This is a genomic window from Sphingomonas sp. 8AM, from assembly GCF_902506455.1.
In the GTDB taxonomy this organism is placed as follows: domain Bacteria; phylum Pseudomonadota; class Alphaproteobacteria; order Sphingomonadales; family Sphingomonadaceae; genus Sphingomonas.
This window is the reverse complement of record NZ_LR733844.1, coordinates 3,361,447-3,378,376: the sequence shown is the minus strand read 5'-3', so window position 1 is coordinate 3,378,376 and position 16,930 is coordinate 3,361,447. Positions and strand designations below refer to the sequence as shown.

Genomic DNA, 16,930 nt, shown 5'->3' with positions numbered 1-16,930 from the left:
CTCTGTCGAAAGCGGCCTCATCGTGACAGCATGGGAACGAAGTCGTGCAGGGGAAGGAGCGGAATCGGCAGGAGCAACTGGGCACGATGGGCCAAGCGCTACGCTCCAGTCTGCGCGTTCCGACCGACACCTACATCACCGGCGACATCCCGACCCTGCTCACCCTGCTGGGGCAAGTCCCCGCGGTTCCCGACCGCAAGCCGCCTGAAGGCCGCAGCTAACGACGGAATCGCTGCGGTGCGTAGCGCGCCGGATCAATGTCATCCGGCGGCCCGGCTCCGAGCAGCAACGCCGCCCCGATCCGGGCGGCGGCCGGTGCGGTCTGGATGCCGAAACCGCCCTGCCCGGCGAACCAGAAGAAGCCGGGCTCAGCCATGCCATAGACGGGCAGCCGGTCCGGCGCGAACGACCGCAACCCGGCCCAGCGGCGCTCGACCCGCACCACCCGCCAATCGACCGCCTGCTCGAGCCGATCGATCGCAATCGCGACGTCGAGTTCCTCGGCCGCGACGTCGTGCGCCACCATCGGATGCTCGTCGTGCGGGCTGAGCCACAAGCGCCCGCCCGCTTCCGGCTTGAAATAGAAGCCGCCGCTGACATCGATGACAAACGGCAGCGTCGCGGGAACCGGCGGGTCGGTCTGCAACTGCACCATCGTCCGGCGGTAGGGGGTGATCCCCATCGGCACGACTCCACTCCGCGCCGCGACCTCGTCCGCCCATGCGCCCGCCGCATCAACCAGGATCGTCGCGGCGACCACGCGACCGTCTTCGGTCTCGATCCGCCACGTGTCGTCGCGTCGTGTCGCCGCCGCCACACGGGCGCCGCTTACCAGCTCCGTACCGCTGCGCGCCGCCTGCGCGAGATAGTCGCCGTGCAACCGCGCCACGTCGATATAGGCGCAGGTCGGCTCGCTCACCCCCCGGGTCCACGTCGGTCTGAGGCCCGGAACAAGCGGTTGCGGATCGACTCCGGTCAGCGCCACCGGGGTAGCGGCGAATTCATCGAGCAACGCTGCAATCGCCCCTGCATCCTCATCGCGACCGATATGGACCGCTCCCAGCGGGTCTAGATAGCCCCCCGCTTTTAGCACCGGCCCAGAGGCAGTGGTCAGCGGCTGGATGTGCGGACCGCCGTAGGTTTCGGACCAAAACGCCGCCGACCGGCCGGTCGCATGGTACCCCGGCCGCTCCTCGCCTTCGAGCAACAGCACCCGCGCGCGGTCGCCGATCTTCGCCGCCAGACTGGCACCGGCAATCCCCGCTCCGACGATCGCGATGTCGTAGCGCATCAGGCGAAGCGATCGAGAAAGGCATCGATCGACGCCATCGCACGCTGTCGTACCGGATCGGCCTCGCGCAGCAACTCGTGCGCGGCTCCAGGTCCGAACCGCACCAGCATGGCGTTCGGCAACCGCGCGGCGACCTGCGCCGCCGCGCGGGGGTCAACCAGCCGATCATTGTCGGCGACCAACATCAACACGGGCGTCTTCAAGGTCGCAAGACGGGGATCCACGCGCAGCCGGGCGGTTGCCGCAAAGGCTTCTGCGAGCCACGCCCAGCTCGGAGGCCCGAGTCGCAATTCCGGCTGCGCCTTCAACCACCATTCCTCGTCAGCATAGCGCGCCGTGTCGCCGGTCAACAGCCGCTGGCGCGGCAGCATCCCGGGCCGTTCATGGCTCTTCCACGCCGCGCGGGCCGGATCGCCAATCCGCATCATCGCCCGCGCCACGCGGTCACCCAGCCAAGCTCCCACCGGCGAGCGCAGGCCGAGCATCGGAGCGACCAGCACCACCGCATCGGCGCGAATGACACCATCGAGCACGGCGCGGAGCACCAGATACCCGCCCATCGAATGCCCGACGATCACATGCGGGCCGGGCTGCTCCGCCGTCCAATCACGCCACACCGCCGCCAGATCGGCGATCAACGGCGCGAAGTCGTCGCAATGGCCGACATGCGGATCCGCACCCAGCCGCCCCGATCCGCCCTGCCCACGCCAGTCGAACGCGGTGACCGCCCAACCACGCCCGTGCCAGTCGCAGAACGCCTCCAGATACTTCTCGATCATGTCGCCGCGCCCGCCCTGGAACATCAGCGCGCCGCGCCCGCGACCCGGTCGCGAGAAGCGCCGCAGCTTCCACCCGTCGGCGGCGATGTCGAAACTCAGTCGCGCATCGCTGGGCAGGAAGCGGCGTACCGCGGCGGGATCGGTCGGCATCGACATTTCGCGGCATGGTTACGGTTTCTCAAACCATTCCGTCTAGCGCCAAGCGGCATGAGCCCGGGATTTCTCACATGGCTGCTGCCCGCGTCGATGGGTGCACTGCTGCTCTCGGCAGGAATCCAGGATGTGCGCTCGCGCGAGATCGCCAACTGGAAGAACGCCGTAATCGCGTCGCTTTCCCCGCTCTGGTGGCTGGCGAGCGGACTCGATCCATGGCCGGGGATGGCGATCCAGCTCGGCGTCGCGTTGCTCGTCTTCGCCGTCTTCGTCGGCGCGTTCGCGCTTGGGCAGATGGGTGGAGGCGACGTCAAGCTGATCGGTGCGCTGTCGCTATGGCTCGCGCCGCTGCACCTGCTCGACATGCTGCTGGTAATGTCGGTGATCGGCGGCGCGCTGACGCTGGCGATGCTGATCGAGCAGCGCCTGCGACGCAACGCGGGCGCCGTCGAGGTCCCGTATGGCGTCGCGATCGCACTGGCCGGTCTGCTCGGGCTTCGCGAACCGCTCCTTAACCAATTTATCCAATAATCGCAGGCACACAGGCGCCGTCGGCGCCGCGCCGGGACAGGGTCATTCATGGACAGTCGCAAGCTCATTCTGCTGGTCGGAGCGTTGATGGTCGCCGCCCTTACCGCGTTCGCTGCGCGCTCGATGCTGGTCGGCTCGCCGGCTCCCGAAGCCGCGGCGATGGGGGCTGTCGCGCCGAGGATCGACGGGCCGGAGGTGCTGGTCGCCACGCGTGCGCTTCCGGTCGGCACGATCCTCGACGCCAGCGCGCTCAAGTTTCAGCCCTGGCCAAAGGAGCTGGTCGAGAACGCTTATTACATGCGCAGCGGCACCGATATGGGCAAGCTGATCGGCACGGTCGTCCGGCTGCCGATTACGGCGGGTCAGCCGGTGACGCAGGGCCAGCTCGTCAAGCCCGGCGACCGCGGCTTCCTTGCCGCGGCACTCGGCGCGGGGATGCGCGCGGTGACGGTGCCGGTATCGGCGCAGACCAGCGTCGCCGGTTTCGTCTTCCCCGGCGACCACATCGATCTGATCCTCACCCAGTCGGTCGAGGGCGACGGCCCGCCGCTACGCGCCAGTGAGACGGTGATGCGCAACCTGCGCGTCCTCGCCACCGACCAGCGCACCACCGACCAGAAGGACGATCAGGGCAATACCGTCGTGCAGACCTTCTCCACCATCACGGTCGAGGCGACGCCGAAGATCGCAGAGCAGATCGCGGTTGCACAGACGATTGGCACGCTGTCGCTGTCGCTGCGCTCGCTTGCCGACAACGCCTCCGAACTCGATCGCGCGATCGCCTCGGGCACGGTGAGCGTCGGCGATGCGAAGGATGCGACCGCCGAGGAGGCGGCGCTCGACCGCCTCGCCAACACGCCGCAGACCGGCAACACCACCTATGCGGTCGGCGCCGACGTCTCGCGCTTTCAGCGCCGCACCGTGCCGCTGCGCAACAACGCCTCCGCACCCGCACCGTCGATGCCGGGAATGCCGGGAATGCCGGGAGCGAACGCCGCCGCGGGCGCAGCGTCCGCCGGGCCGAAGGTCCGCATCGCCCGCGGCAATGCCGTGACCGAAGTCTCCGTCGCAGGAAAGAACTGAGATGCGCTCCTCCCTGTTTCATGGCGCGGCACTCGCCGTCGCGCTGACGGTGGCGCTCGCCCCCGCCACGATCGCGGCCGCACCACGCGCCACTCAGCGCCTTGGCGCCGATCGCCCGATGGTTCGCAGCGGTCTGCCGCCGGCCGGCGTCACCAAGCCGAGTATCGAAAAGTGGCTTTCGATCGGCGAGGGTGAGCTTATCACCCTGCCCGCCGCAGTGACCGAGGTATGGACCTCGAATTCGGCCGCAGCCGACGTCTATGTCGCCAATCCGCGCCAGATTCACCTGTTCGGCAAGGCCGATGGCGAAGCGACGATCTTTGCCACCGACCGCGCCGGCGCGGTGATCTATTCGGCATCGGTACGCGTCGCGCAGAATGCGACGCAGATCGACCGCATGCTGCAGGCCGCACTGCCTGGCAGCGACTTCCGTGTGACGATGGTCGGGCAGATCGCCGTCATCAACGGCACTGCCCTCGCCCCCGCGGACGCCGAACAGGCGCAGCGGCTGGTGACGAGTCTGCTCAATCCCGGTGTCGACGTGAGTGCCGAGAGTGCGACGCTCAAGATGGCGGTCATCAATCGCATCAAGATTGCGACGCCGCTGCAGGTCAACCTGCAGGTGAAGTTCGCCGAGGTAAGCCGCTCGTTCCTCAAGAACATCGCGAACAACGTCACCACGCGGACGCTTGGCAACAAGAACCCGCTACTCGGGCTCGGCTTCGGCCGGCAGGGCACGATCACCAACGTGCTGCCGAGCGCAAACGATCCCAACCTGCCGGGGGGCGGCACCAGCTTCACGCTGCCGGCGGTCACGAGCGGGGGCGGCACGTTCAGTCTCTTCGGGCGGCTGCTCGGCACCGACTTCATCAATGCGCTCGACCTCGGCGAGACGCTGGGCCAAGTGACGACGCTCGCGAACCCGAATCTCACCGCTTTGTCGGGCGAGACCGGCACGTTCCTAGCCGGCGGCGAGATCCCGATCCCGATCGCGCAGGCGCTCGGCACCAATTCGATCGAATACAAGCAGTTCGGCGTCAGCCTGGCGTACACGCCGACCGTGCTGTCGGACGGGCGCATCTCCTTGCGGGTCAAGCCGGAAGTGTCGCAACTCGACTATGGCAATGCGGTATCGGTGGGCAGCGCGCGCGTCCCGGCGCTGACCACGCGCCGCGCCGAGACGACGGTTGAACTGGGTTCAGGTCAAAGTTTCATGATCGCCGGCCTGATGCAGAACACGCACAACAACAGCTACACCAAGACGCCCGGCATCGGCGACATCCCGATCCTCGGCGCGCTGTTCCGCTCGAATGGCTTCCAGCGCAACGAAACCGAGCTGGTGATCGTCATCACGCCGTATCTGGTGCGCCCGGTCGACGCCGCTGACATCAAGCTGCCAACTGATGGCTACAAGGCGCCGACCGATCTGGAGCGTGCATTGCTCGGCAAACTCGACAGCGGCAATCGCGCCGCCGCGCGGCCGCAGCCGAAGGCCGCCGCACCGGCCGCCCAGCCGACCCCTGGCTTCTCGATCAAGTGAGGATGCATTCCATGACTCCGCGTCCGCTCCTCCTCGTCGCGCTCGCCGCCGCGGCTCAGCTTGCCGGTTGCGGTGAGTATCGCGGCCTGGAAACCGTACACCAGCCGGTCGTTGCCCGGAACGATTATGCGCTCGACCTGCTCGCCGGCGCGGACGGTCTGGCCGGCGGCGAGGGGCAACGGTTGCGCGGCTGGCTCGACGTGCTCGCCCCCGCGCCGGGCGCGACGATCGCGATCGACGATCCTGCCGTCTCTGCGGGCGCGCGGGCCGAGATCGCGGCGGTCTCCGCCGAGCGTGGGCTTCGGCTGTCGGCGCGTGCTGCGCCTCAGGCGGACGCACCGCCGCCCGGCACGCTGCGCGTGGTCGTGACGCGGAGCACCGCCTCGGTGCCGAGCTGCACCACGCCCGGCCCGTCGGCGACGCTGGTCAATTTCGACGCGCATACCAGCGGGTCGTTCGGCTGCGCGATCAACGGCACGTTGGCGGCGATGGTCGCCGACCCGAACGATCTGCTCCGCGGCAAGAGCGACGATGGCTCGACGACGGCGATCACCGTGGCCAAGTCGGTAGGCATGTGGCGCAAGGCAGCGCCGACCGGGGCGGGCGGCACGGTTTTGAAGAGCGAAGCCACGACGACGGGGGGTCGCTGACATGAACGCACCGTGGAAAGTCGCGGGTGCAGCGGCGCGCGCACCCTTCCTCGCCTTCTGCTGCGACGACAATGCCAGCATGACGCTGCGCGCGGTCGTCGACGAGCTCGGCTGGCCGCAGGAGAATGTCTACAACGGCGGCCTGCGTCAGGCGGTGCAGACGCTGGCGGTCTCGTCGAGCCCGCAGTTGCTGTTCGTTGACCTGAGCGAGGCCAGCGATCCGCTCGCCGACATCAACAGCTTGGCGGAGGTTTGCGAGCCCGGGACGATCGTGATCGCGGCCGGACAGGTAAATGACGTCCGGCTCTACCGCGACCTGCTGGCGAGCGGGATCCACGATTATTTGCTCAAGCCGCTCGGCGTCGACGCGGTGCGTGATGCGTTCGCCTCCGCGCAGGCGATGCTCAACACCCCGCGCTATGCCGATGCCGCCGCCGAGCGCATCCATTCGGCGCTGGCGGTGGTCGGGTGCCGCGGCGGCGTCGGCGCCTCGACGATCGCGACCTCGCTGGCGTGGCAGATGAGCGAGGCCGGCAAGCGCTCGACTGCCTTGCTCGACCTCGACGTGCACTTCGGCACCAACGCCCTGGCGATGGATCTCGAACCGGGACGCGGGTTGATCGACGCGATCGACAATCCCAGCCGTATCGACGGCCTGTTCCTCGAACGCGCTCTGGTCCGTGCGTCGGACAAGCTGTCGGTGCTGTCCGCGGAAGCGCCGATCAGCAACCCGATCGTCACCGACGGCTCCGCTTATTACCAGCTTCAGGAAGAGCTGCGCAGCGCATTCGACATGAGCATCATGGACCTGCCGCGCGCAATGTTGATCCAGCATCCGCATTTAATAGCGGAGGTCCAGGCGGTGGTTCTGGTGACAGACCTGACGCTCGCTGCGGCGCGCGACACGATCCGGCTGTTGTCCTGGCTGCGCACCAACGCGCCGCAGGCGCAGGTCTGCGTCCTCGCCAACCGCGTCCATCCCGGTACGCAGCAGGAAGTGCTCCGCAAGGACTTCGAGGGCTCGATCGAGCGCAAGATCGACGTGGCGATCGCCTATGACCACAAGCTGGCGTCACAGGCGGCGAAGCTCGGCAAGCCGATGGCCGCCGCCGGCAGGGGATCGAAGACGATCGCGCCGCTTACCGATCTGGCCGAGCGCCTGCTGGCGGCGACCGGCGACGACCCGGTGTCGCTGAACAGTGGCGGCGCGCGCGGCGGATCGCTGCTGGCCCGGCTCACCGAGCTGGTCGCGAAGAAGCCCGCCCGGAAGTGACGACGATCGTCCCTTTTGCTGCGGAGCCGTCATGTCGCCGCTGATCTTGCTGCTGCTGGCGGCCGGGCTCACGCTCGGGCTGCTCGCGTTCGCTTTGGGCGCGCCGTCGACGCAAAAGGCCAGCGCGCGGCGGTTGGCGATGCTACGCGAGCGACACGTCGCCACTCCTACCAACACGATCGAAGCGCAACTGCGCCGCATCACCGGACGCAGTGCCACGCGCGCCGATCTGGCAATGACACGCATTCTTCCCAACGCGGCGGAGCTGCGCAAGCGGCTGTCGATGACCGGCAAGCCGTGGACAGTCGGTCAGTATGGCATTGCCGCCGGGTCGATCGCCGCGGTCACGCTGCTGCTGCTGTCACTATATGGCGTGCCGGTGCTGATCGCGTTGTTCGTCGGCATGTTGCTCGGTGCGGCGATCCCTCATCTGGCGGTCGCGTTCCTCATCAAACGGCGGCTCGCCGCGTTCATCAGCAAATTCCCCGATGCGATCGAGCTTCTGGTTCGCGGCCTGCGGTCGGGTCTGCCGATCTCCGAGACGATGCAGGTCGTCGCGGCCGAAGTGCCTGGTCCGGTCGGCGAGGAATTCCGCTCAGTCTCCGACAAGATGCGGATCGGACGCTCGATGGACGTGGCGCTGCAGGAGACCGCCGACCGCTTGCTGACCGCCGAATTCCAGTTTTTCGTCATCACGATCTCGATCCAGCGCGAAACCGGCGGCAACCTCGCCGAAACCCTCCAGAATCTCGCCACGGTGCTGCGCCAGCGCGGGCAGATGAAGCTGAAAATCAAGGCGATGTCGTCGGAATCGAAGGCATCGGCCTATATCATCGGCTCACTGCCGTTCATCGTCTTCGGGCTGATCTACACCGTCAACCCGCCGTACATGCAGACATTCTTCAGCGACATGCGGCTGACGCTCACCGCGGTCGGCGGGCTGGTCTGGATGGCGATCGGCGCCTTCATCATGGCTCGTATGGTGAGCTTCGAGATCTGACATGCCCACGCTATTCGGCCTAGACCTGCTGATGCTCGCCACCTTGCTGCCCGCGTTCGGTGCCGCACTGCTGATGGGGAGTTATGCAACCCGCGCCCTGCGCGATCCGATGACCCGCCGGGTCCGCGCGCTCAACGACCGGCGCGAACAGCTCAAGGCGGGGATCACTGCCTCGACCGCAAAGCGACGCACCAAGCTGGTTCACCAGAGCAACGCCGCGGATCGCGTGCGCGCTCTGCTGTCGTCGCTGCGCGTGTTGCAGGACGAGCAGGTCAAGGAGGCGCAGCGCAAGCTGATCCAGGCCGGCATCCGCAACAAGGAATGGGCGGTCGCGGTGATTTTCGGCCGGCTGGTGCTGCCGATCGTTTTCGGCGGCCTGATGGTGATCTGGGTCTATCTGCTCGACGCCTTTCCGGACTGGGGCGCGCTCAAGCGCTACGGGCTGGTGGCCGGAACCTTCGTACTTGCCTACAAGGCACCAGACATCTTCCTGAAGAACAAGATCAACAAGCGCACCGATGCAATCCGCAAGGGGCTACCCGATGCGCTCGACCTGCTGGTGATCTGCGCCGAGGCCGGGTTGACCGTGGATGCCGCGTTCAACCGCGTCTCGCGCGAACTGGGCAAGGCATATGCCGAGCTTGGCGAGGAATTCGCGCTGACTGCGATTGAACTGGGCTTCCTTACCGACCGGAGGCAGGCGTTCGAGAATCTTGCCAACCGTGTCGACCTCGACGCGGTGCGCGGCGTGGTGACGACGATGATCCAGACCGAAAAGTACGGCACCCCGCTAGCCAGCGCGCTGCGCGTCCTGTCGGCGGAATTCCGTCACGAACGGATGATGCGCGCCGAAGAGAAAGCAGCGCGGCTACCGGCCATCATGACCGTGCCGCTCATCATGTTCATCCTGCCGGTGTTGTTCGTTGTCATTCTTGGTCCGGCAGCCTGCTCGCTCAACGACTCGTTCATCAACGCCAAGCCGTAGGAACAGCTGCCGCCTTTGCGTCGTTGAGCCACGATCTGAAGCGGAGGATCGTCATGCTGTTCACCACGACGACGCAATATATCGCACTGGCGATCGCGCTGGTCGCGGGTTGGCTGTTCGGTCTTGCAAGCCATCCGGGCGGTCGCAAGTGGAAGGCGCGCTACGTCGCAGAGCGTGACGCACATGCGGTCACCAGCAAGCGCGTGACCGAGTTGGAACGCGACCACGACACTGTCACCAAGCGCGCCGCGGATCTGGAGCGTGACCATGGCACCGTCGGAACGCGAGTCACCGACCTGGAGCGGGAGCGTGATCTCGCGAACGAGCGTGTTGCGCAGCTGAAGCGCGAAAACGACGAACTCGAACGCGAGAACAGTCGCTTGTCGACCGCGCGGCCAATCGCCCACGATCGTTATGTCCGTGACGATCGCCCGCTCGACCACGACCGCATTGATGATGGCGATCGTCTCGCGCCTGGCCACCCCCGTGACCGCGGCTTCATCTGATATCACCCGCCCGCCCGGACGCTCAACGGGCGGGCAGTGAATCCCTTCTCCGCGACCGACGGGCCGCGACACCGATCGCGGCGAATCCGGCCAGCATCAACGCCCATGTCTCCGGTTCCGGCACTGCCCGCATCGCGAAGCTGTACTGCCCCGACAGGCCGCTGCTTCGCCCCGCCGCTGCGATCGGCGCGAACGCATCCGTGATCCAGAATTCGTAGCTGCCGGGCGTCAGCAATAGTTGCGTCGTGCCGCTCGCGCCTTCGCCCAGGGTGCCGAGCTGTAGCAATGAGGGGCCAGCGCCTCGCGCGCCCAGCGAGACCGCCTGCCCCGGCGTTTGCCCGTCCCCAGCGTCGCCAAATGCCCCAACGCCCCAGTCGAGGTCGAACATCGTCTCCTGATCGGTGGTGAAGAAATAGCGGTAGTTGGCGCTGCTCGTGGTCACGGCGTTGCCGCTATCGATATCGCCGGGTGACAGCGAACGCTGGAAGGTCACCCGACCACGCTCGGCGCTGGACAGTTCCGCCACCACCGACGATCGCGCGCGCACCGCCGGGAAACCGTTCGTGCCGCGCTCGACCAGCTGTGCCATGGCGCTCACCCGACCCGCGCCGGTGGCGGCGTCGCTCGCCGACGAGTCAAGCGGCGCGCCCGCGATCGTGCCGGTCAATCGGGTGTCGACGATCTGCGTTCCGATCGTCACCGCGGCCAGCGCCGGCAGCGGTGCCGATGCGGCGGTCACAATCGCCGCGAAGGCGAGGCGCGCGTTCATCGACGTGCCTCCAGCGCCGACTGTGCCGCCGCCAGTCGCGCGATCGGCACGCGATACGGCGAGGCGGAGACATAATCGAGTCCGACCTTTTCGCAGAAAGCGATCGACGCCGGATCGCCGCCATGTTCGCCGCAGATGCCGAGCTTGATGCCTGGCCGCGTCTTGCGCCCCCGCTCGGCGGCGATCTCGACAAGTTCGCCGACGCCCTCGACATCGAGACTGACGAACGGGTCGCGCGCGTAGATGCCCTTCTCGACATAGGCGCCGAGGAAGCGGCTGGCGTCGTCGCGGCTGACCCCCAGCGTCGTTTGCGTCAAATCGTTGGTACCGAACGAGAAAAACTCGCCCGCCTCGGCGATCTCGCCCGCGCGCAGCGCGGCGCGTGGCAGCTCGATCATCGTGCCGACCATATAGTCGAGCGTCCGCCCGCGCTCGGCGAACACCGCCTTGGCGGCGGCATCGACGACGGTCTTCATCAACTCCAGCTCACGCTTGGTGCCGACCAGCGGAATCATCACCTCGGGGATCGGCGCCTCGCCCGACTTTTCGGCGACGTCGATCGCCGCCTCGAAGATCGCGCGCGACTGGATTTCGTAGATTTCCGGATAGGTCACGCCCAGCCGGCAACCGCGATGCCCGAGCATCGGGTTGAATTCGTGCAGTTCCGCCGCGCGGCGCTTCAGTTGCTCGACCGGCAGCCCGGTCGCGCGCCCGACCTCGGCGAATTCGTTTTCCTCATGCGGCAGGAATTCGTGGAGCGGCGGATCGAGCAGCCGCACCGTCACCGGCAGGCCCGCCATCACCTCGAAGATCGCGGTGAAATCGGCGCGCTGTTCGGGGAGCAATTTCTCCAGCGCCGCGCGGCGCCCCGCCTCGTCCTCGGCGAGGATCATCTGCCGCACCGCGGTGATCCGCGCCGCGTCGAAGAACATGTGCTCGGTACGGCACAGCCCGACGCCCTCGGCGCCGAAGTCGCGCGCGGTGCGGCAGTCGAGCGGCGTCTCGGCATTGGCGCGGACCTTCAGCCGGCGCACGCCGTCGGCCCATTCCATCAGCGTCCCGAAATCGCCGGCCAGCTCGGGCTGGATCGTCGCGACCTCGCCGACCATCACCTCGCCGGTCGCGCCGTCGATCGTCAGCGTCTCGCCCTCGCGTACCTCGCGGGTGCCGACGCGCAACACCTTGTCTTTCGCGGAAATCGACAGCGAGCCCGCGCCCGAGACGCACGGCCGCCCCATTCCGCGCGCGACCACCGCGGCGTGGCTGGTCATCCCGCCGCGCGCGGTGAGGATGCCCTTCGCGGCGTGCATCCCGTGGATGTCCTCGGGGCTGGTCTCGGTACGGACGAGGATCACCGCCTTGCCGTCCGCCGCCATCCGCTCGGCAGTGTCCGCGTCGAACACCACCAGACCGCTCGCAGCGCCCGGCGAGGCGGGCAGCCCCTTGGTCAGCACGTCGCGCGGCGCCTCGGGATCGAGCGTCGGGTGGAGCAACTGGTCGAGCGCCTGCGGGTCGACGCGCGCGATCGCTTCCTCACGGGTGATCAGCCCCTCGCTCGCCATCTCGACCGCGATCTTGAGCGCAGCCTTGGCGGTGCGCTTGCCCGAGCGGGTCTGCAGCATCCACAGCTTCCCGCGCTCGACGGTGAACTCGATGTCCTGCATGTCGCGATAGTGGGTTTCGAGCTTGTCGAACACCGCCGCCAGCTCGGTGTAGACCTCGGGCAGCGCCTCTTCCATCGACAGCGGCTGGGCACCCGCTTCCTCGCGCGCGGCCTTCGTCAGATATTGCGGGGTGCGGATGCCGGCGACGACGTCCTCGCCTTGCGCGTTGATGAGGAATTCGCCGTAATAGGCGCGGTCGCCCTTGGCGGGATCGCGGGTGAAGGCGACGCCGGTCGCGCTTGTGTCGCCCATGTTGCCGAACACCATCGCCTGCACGTTGACCGCGGTGCCCCAGTCGCCGGGAATGTGGTTGAGGCGGCGATAGACCTTGGCGCGCTCCGACTGCCACGATCCGAACACCGCGCCGACCGCGCCCCAGAGCTGGTCATGCACGTCCTGCGGGAACGGCTTGCCCCATTCCTTGGCGACGATGGCCTTGTATTCGGCGACCAGTTCGCGCCAGTCCGCCGCCGACAGCTCGGTATCGAGCGTGTAGCCGCGGTCTTCCTTGGCGATCTCCAGCGCTTCCTCGAACGCGCCGTGATCCAGCTCGAGCACCACGTCCGAGTACATCTGGATGAAACGGCGATAGCTGTCCCAGGCGAAGCGCTCGTCGCCGCTGGTCGCGGCCAGCCCCTCGACGGTCGCGTCGTTGAGCCCGAGGTTGAGGACGGTGTCCATCATCCCCGGCATCGACACCCGCGCGCCCGAGCGTACCGACACCAGCAGCGGATCGGCGGCATCGCCGAACGTCTTGCCGGTGATGCGCTCGATATGCGCGATCCCCTCGGCGACCTCGGCCTTGAGCGAGTCGGGGAAACGCTCGCCTTCCTCGTAATAACGCGCGCACATCGCGGTCGAGATCGTGAAGCCGGGCGGGACCGGCAGGTCGATCGACGCCATTTCGGCAAGGTTCGCGCCCTTGCCGCCCAACAGGTTCTTGTCGCCCTTGCCCCCGTCGGAGACGCCGCCACCGAAGCGATAGACGTAACGCTGGGTCATCCTGCCAAGTCCTTGATCTCGCGCCGGTGCCCCGCGCGAATGTTGCGAAAGTTGAGACGCCGGCGAGGTTGTCGTCAGCCCTCGATTCTCGAGAAATCGGCGACCTTGTGCACTGCGGCGCGAACGCGCGCCAGCAGGATTAAACGTGTTGTACGCTTTTGCGGATCGCTGTCATTTACGGTAACGCTATCAAAGAATGCGTCGATCGGCGCGCGGAGCGTCGCGAGCGCGGCCATCGCACCCTCGAAATCCTCGCGTTCGATCGCCTGCGCGGCGGCGGGCTCGGCGGTGTCGAGCGCGGCGATCAGCGCAGCTTCGTCCTTTTCGGGCGTGTAGGACAGCCCCGCGTCTTCGTTCTCGGGCGGTGTCGCCTGATCGGGAGAGACATGGGCCCCTGCCTGCGCAGGGGCGACGGGGACGTTTTCCTTCTTCAGGATATTGGCGGCGCGCTTGTAGCCGGCGAGCAGGTTTGCGCCGTCGTCGGTACCGATGAACGACTGGAGCGCGCGGACGCGGGAGAGCAGCCGGACGAGATCGTCTTCACCGCCGAGCGCGAAGACGGCGTCGATCAGGTCGTGGCGGACGCCGGCCTCGCGTTGCTGGACCTTGAGGCGGTCGGCGAAGAAGTTGAGAAGTTGACCAACAGCAGGCTCAACCCGTTCCCGCATTTCCTCAGGCCGACGCTTGGCAAAGGCACGGCGCTCGGCGATTGCCCAAGCGTCTTTCTCATCATCTTCTGTTACCGAGTAACCAGCAGCACGCCGGCTCTCAAGCATTTCCTCTACTTGATTAGCGTTTTCTATGCCCGCCAAGAAGCCAGAAAGGAAAGCCATTCTTGAGGTAAGAACCTCCGCCAGTGGCAATCTTAGATTGTTCACAAGTAGAAGCTGGATTGACGACAACGCTGCACGGCGCAGGGCGAATGGGTCTTTCGATCCCGACGGCAAAAGCTTCTGGTAGAAAAACGATAGGAGGGTATCCAGCTTGTCCGCCAGCGCCACCGCCACCGTCACCGGATCGGTCGGCACTGCGTCGCCCTGCCCGACCGGCTTGTAATGGTCGCGGATCGCGTTGGCGACCGCTTCGCCCTCGCCCTGCGCGGCGGCGTAATAGCCGCCCATCAGGCCTTGCAATTCGGGGAACTCGCCGACCATGCCGGTGACGAGATCGGCCTTTGCCAGTTTGGCGGCGCGATACGCTTGAGCGGCCAACTGCTCCCTCTCCCCCTCGGGGAGAGGGCTGGGGTGAGGGGTTGAGGTCTCAGCGAGACCGGCCTCTCGGTGAGACACCGGCCCCTTACCCCGACCCTCTCCCCGCAGGGGAGAGGGAAGTGCGCCAACGATGCCCTCCTCCACCAACCAGCGCGCCAGCTTGGCGACGCGCTCGACCTTGTCGGCCACCGTGCCGAGTTTCTCGTGGAAGACGATCCGGTCGAGCTTCTTCGCCTGATCTGCCAGCGGCACTTTCAAATCGGTGTCGTAGAAGAAGCGCGCATCGCTCAGCCGGGCGGCGAGCACCTTGCGGTTGCCTTCGACGATCTTCGCGCCGCCGTCATGCGCGTCGATGTTAGCGGTACAGACGAACGCGTTCGCCAGCGTGCCCGTCTCGTCCCGGCACACGAAATATTTCTGATTCACCCGTGCGGTCAACTGGATGACCTCGGGCGGCACCGACAGGAAGTCGGCGTCGAAGCGGCCGAGGAGCGGTACCGGCCATTCGGTCAGCCCGGCATTCTCGGCGACCAGCCCCTCGTCCCCGACCAGCACCAGCCCGGCCTCGGCAGCGAGCGCGATAGCGCGGTCGCGGATCAGCGCTGCGCGCTCGTCCTGGTCGACGATGACGTGGCAGGCGCGCAGCTTGTCAACATAATCCGCCGCCGAGCCGATCGTGATCGCACCGGGATGGTGGAAGCGATGCCCGAGCGTCGCCGCGCCGCTCTCGACGCCGGCGATCGTGACCGGCACGACCTGCTCGCCGAGCAACGCGACGATCCCTTGCAGCGGGCGAACCCAGCGCAAGCTCTCGGTCGACAGCGAGGCCGCGCCCCAGCGCATCGACTTGGGCCACGGGAAGGCGCGGATGACGGCGGGGATCGCCTCGGCGAGCACGTCGGCGGTGGCGCGACCGGGCTTTTCGGTGATCGCGTAGAGCACGCCGTCGCGCTCGGTAAGTTGCTCGCGGATCAGCCCGGTCTTGCGGAGGAAGCCCTCCAGCGCTTGCGGCGGCGCGGACGCGCGCGGGCCTTTCACTTCCTCGCTGACCGCCTCGGTCGCGTCGGGCAGGTCGCGCAGGATCAGCGTCAGGCGGCGCGGGGTCGCATAGGTGACGGTCACGGCGGCGGTGAGGCCGGCCTTCGCCAGCTCGGCCGCGAACAGCCGCGCGAGATCCTCGCGCGCCTTGGCCTGCATCCGCGCGGGAATTTCCTCGGAGCGGAGTTCGAGAAGGAAGTCGGTCATGCTGGGCGGGCCGTTTGCTGGGGGTAACGCGAAGGCGTGAGGACGCGAAGAAGGGGAAGAGGGTGGGCTCGCGCAGAGCCGCGGAGGCGCAGAGAGGGTGCGTCAGCGGCCAGCTCATCGCCGGAGCCGCCGCCGCTTGACGAGATTGCTGCCGCGGACACCCGCCGCGCGCGCACCATCTCTGCGCCTCTGCGCCTCTGCGCGAACAATCTCTTCGCGGCGTCGCGGTGTCGCGTGATCTCTCTCACGCCCGCTCCGCAGCTATTCCAGCGGCACTTCACGCCGCCGGAACCTTGAGCTGCTCCGCCCACCCGTTCTTTTCCATATACGCCGCGCAGGCCGCCTTCGCGAGATCGCGGACGCGGCCGATATACGCCTGCCGCTCGGCGACCGAGATCACGCCGCGCGCCTGCAACAGGTTGAAGGTGTGGCTGGCCTTGATCGCCTGCTCATAGGCCGGAATCGGCAGCTTCGCGGCGAGGCTGCGCTCGCACTCCGCCGCCGCCTTTTTGAACAGGTCGAACAGCGCGTCGGTGTCGGCGACCTCGAAGTTCCACGTCGACATCTGCCGCTCGTTCTCGAGGAACACGTCGCCGTATGACACGCCGGCGTCGTTGAACGCCAGATCGTAGACGTTGTCGACGTTCTGGATATACATCGCCAGCCGTTCGAGCCCGTAGGTCAGCTCGCCCGCGACCGGCTTCATGTCGAAGCCGCCCATCTGCTGGAAATAGGTGAATTGCGTCACCTCCATCCCGTCGCACCAGACCTCCCAGCCCAGCCCCCACGCGCCGAGCGTCGGGCTCTCCCAATCGTCCTCGACGAAGCGGATGTCGTGCAGCCCGGTATCGACGCCGATCGCCGCTAGGCTGCCGAGGTAGAGTTCCTGCAGGTCAGGCGGGCTCGGCTTCAGGATCACCTGATATTGGTAATAATGCTGGAGCCGGTTTGGGTTCTCGCCATAGCGGCCGTCCGTGGGCCGGCGGCACGGCTGGACATAGGCGGCGTTCCACGTGTCCGGCCCCAGCGCGCGCAGCGTGGTGGCGGGGTGGAAGGTGCCGGCCCCCATTTCCATGTCATAGGGCTGGAGGATCGCACAGCCGCGCTCCGACCAATATTGGTGGAGCCGCAGGATCATCGCCTGGAAGCTGAGCGGGCGGGGAGCGCTGATGTCGGTCATGTTGTCGGTCACAGGGCCGAGCCTGTGGCGCAAGGGCGGCGCGGAATCAACAAAACCGTCGCGCTTCC

Annotated in this window: 15 protein-coding genes; 9 read left to right on the top strand and 6 right to left on the bottom strand. The window is 67.1% G+C overall.

Features of this window, described 5'->3' with window-relative positions; translation table 11 throughout:
* The first annotated feature begins 86 nt into the window (after positions 1-86).
* Positions 87-221 (top strand): hypothetical protein, encoded by a 135-nt coding sequence (locus tag BACI71_RS18090; protein ID WP_268894068.1) that lies wholly within the window; start codon positions 87-89, stop codon positions 219-221.
* Here the strand turns inward: BACI71_RS18090 and BACI71_RS15875 are convergent.
* A complete protein-coding gene (locus tag BACI71_RS15875; protein WP_159760252.1) occupies positions 218-1,291 on the bottom strand; it encodes an NAD(P)/FAD-dependent oxidoreductase in 1,074 nt (357 codons plus the stop codon). The genes BACI71_RS18090 and BACI71_RS15875 overlap by 4 nt on opposite strands.
* Positions 1,291-2,220 (bottom strand): alpha/beta hydrolase, encoded by a 930-nt coding sequence (locus BACI71_RS15870; protein ID WP_328804060.1) that lies wholly within the window; start codon positions 2,218-2,220, stop codon positions 1,291-1,293. Before BACI71_RS15870 ends, BACI71_RS15875 begins: the two co-directional genes overlap by 1 nt.
* Positions 2,221-2,277: 57 nt before the next feature.
* Here BACI71_RS15870 and BACI71_RS15865 point away from each other — a divergent pair, with 57 nt between their 5' ends.
* Genes BACI71_RS15865 through BACI71_RS15830 form a run of 8 tightly spaced genes read left to right on the top strand, consistent with a single transcriptional unit; the run spans position 2,278 to position 9,791 of the window.
* On the top strand, positions 2,278-2,754 hold the full coding sequence (locus tag BACI71_RS15865; protein WP_159760248.1) for an A24 family peptidase: 477 nt from the start codon (positions 2,278-2,280) through the stop codon (positions 2,752-2,754).
* 48 nt (positions 2,755-2,802) lie between these two features.
* Entirely contained in the window at positions 2,803-3,837 is a 1,035-nt protein-coding gene (gene cpaB / locus BACI71_RS15860) for a Flp pilus assembly protein CpaB (protein ID WP_159760246.1), read from the top strand.
* Position 3,838: 1 nt separating this feature from the next.
* Positions 3,839-5,377, top strand: coding sequence for a type II and III secretion system protein family protein (locus BACI71_RS15855; RefSeq protein WP_159760244.1), 1,539 nt, complete (start codon positions 3,839-3,841; stop codon positions 5,375-5,377).
* Between the two features lie 11 nt (positions 5,378-5,388).
* Positions 5,389-6,027, top strand: a complete 639-nt coding sequence (locus tag BACI71_RS15850; RefSeq protein WP_159760242.1) for a CpaD family pilus assembly lipoprotein — start codon at positions 5,389-5,391, stop codon at positions 6,025-6,027.
* 1 nt (position 6,028) lies between these two features.
* On the top strand, positions 6,029-7,300 hold the full coding sequence (locus tag BACI71_RS15845) for a P-loop NTPase (RefSeq protein ID WP_159760240.1): 1,272 nt from the start codon (positions 6,029-6,031) through the stop codon (positions 7,298-7,300).
* Positions 7,301-7,331: 31 nt separating this feature from the next.
* Positions 7,332-8,300 (top strand): type II secretion system F family protein, encoded by a 969-nt coding sequence (locus BACI71_RS15840; protein ID WP_159760238.1) that lies wholly within the window; start codon positions 7,332-7,334, stop codon positions 8,298-8,300.
* A gap of 1 nt (position 8,301) precedes the next feature.
* Complete coding sequence (locus BACI71_RS15835; protein WP_159760236.1) at positions 8,302-9,285, top strand: type II secretion system F family protein; 984 nt, start codon at positions 8,302-8,304, stop codon at positions 9,283-9,285.
* 53 nt (positions 9,286-9,338) lie between these two features.
* A complete protein-coding gene (locus BACI71_RS15830; RefSeq protein ID WP_159760234.1) occupies positions 9,339-9,791 on the top strand; it encodes a hypothetical protein in 453 nt (150 codons plus the stop codon).
* A gap of 22 nt (positions 9,792-9,813) precedes the next feature.
* On the opposite strand, the gene BACI71_RS15825 is transcribed toward BACI71_RS15830, so the two are convergent.
* The 4 genes from BACI71_RS15825 to BACI71_RS15810 form a co-directional block, all read right to left on the bottom strand.
* Positions 9,814-10,560 (bottom strand): PEPxxWA-CTERM sorting domain-containing protein, encoded by a 747-nt coding sequence (locus BACI71_RS15825; RefSeq protein WP_159760232.1) that lies wholly within the window; start codon positions 10,558-10,560, stop codon positions 9,814-9,816.
* Positions 10,557-13,226: a pyruvate, phosphate dikinase gene (gene ppdK, locus BACI71_RS15820; RefSeq protein ID WP_159760230.1), complete on the bottom strand. Its 2,670-nt coding sequence runs from the start codon at positions 13,224-13,226 to the stop codon at positions 10,557-10,559. The genes BACI71_RS15825 and ppdK overlap by 4 nt, the downstream gene beginning before the upstream one ends.
* A 74-nt stretch (positions 13,227-13,300) precedes the next feature.
* Positions 13,301-15,682 (bottom strand): glycine--tRNA ligase subunit beta, encoded by a 2,382-nt coding sequence (gene glyS, locus BACI71_RS15815; protein ID WP_159760228.1) that lies wholly within the window; start codon positions 15,680-15,682, stop codon positions 13,301-13,303.
* Between the two features lie 277 nt (positions 15,683-15,959).
* Entirely contained in the window at positions 15,960-16,820 is an 861-nt protein-coding gene (locus BACI71_RS15810; RefSeq protein ID WP_159761282.1) for a glycine--tRNA ligase subunit alpha, read from the bottom strand.
* Between the last annotated feature and the right edge of the window lie 110 nt (positions 16,821-16,930).

Coding starts and splice junctions, on each gene's coding strand:
- BACI71_RS18090 (WP_268894068.1), top strand. CDS start 87: ATGGGCCAAGCGCTACGCTCCAGTCTGCGCGTTCCGACCGACACCTAC.
- BACI71_RS15875 (WP_159760252.1), bottom strand. CDS start 1,291: ATGCGCTACGACATCGCGATCGTCGGAGCGGGGATTGCCGGTGCCAGT.
- BACI71_RS15870 (WP_328804060.1), bottom strand. CDS start 2,220: ATGCCGACCGATCCCGCCGCGGTACGCCGCTTCCTGCCCAGCGATGCG.
- BACI71_RS15865 (WP_159760248.1), top strand. CDS start 2,278: ATGAGCCCGGGATTTCTCACATGGCTGCTGCCCGCGTCGATGGGTGCA.
- cpaB (WP_159760246.1), top strand. CDS start 2,803: ATGGACAGTCGCAAGCTCATTCTGCTGGTCGGAGCGTTGATGGTCGCC.
- BACI71_RS15855 (WP_159760244.1), top strand. CDS start 3,839: ATGCGCTCCTCCCTGTTTCATGGCGCGGCACTCGCCGTCGCGCTGACG.
- BACI71_RS15850 (WP_159760242.1), top strand. CDS start 5,389: ATGACTCCGCGTCCGCTCCTCCTCGTCGCGCTCGCCGCCGCGGCTCAG.
- BACI71_RS15845 (WP_159760240.1), top strand. CDS start 6,029: ATGAACGCACCGTGGAAAGTCGCGGGTGCAGCGGCGCGCGCACCCTTC.
- BACI71_RS15840 (WP_159760238.1), top strand. CDS start 7,332: ATGTCGCCGCTGATCTTGCTGCTGCTGGCGGCCGGGCTCACGCTCGGG.
- BACI71_RS15835 (WP_159760236.1), top strand. CDS start 8,302: ATGCCCACGCTATTCGGCCTAGACCTGCTGATGCTCGCCACCTTGCTG.
- BACI71_RS15830 (WP_159760234.1), top strand. CDS start 9,339: ATGCTGTTCACCACGACGACGCAATATATCGCACTGGCGATCGCGCTG.
- BACI71_RS15825 (WP_159760232.1), bottom strand. CDS start 10,560: ATGAACGCGCGCCTCGCCTTCGCGGCGATTGTGACCGCCGCATCGGCA.
- ppdK (WP_159760230.1), bottom strand. CDS start 13,226: ATGACCCAGCGTTACGTCTATCGCTTCGGTGGCGGCGTCTCCGACGGG.
- glyS (WP_159760228.1), bottom strand. CDS start 15,682: ATGACCGACTTCCTTCTCGAACTCCGCTCCGAGGAAATTCCCGCGCGG.
- BACI71_RS15810 (WP_159761282.1), bottom strand. CDS start 16,820: ATGATCCTGCGGCTCCACCAATATTGGTCGGAGCGCGGCTGTGCGATC.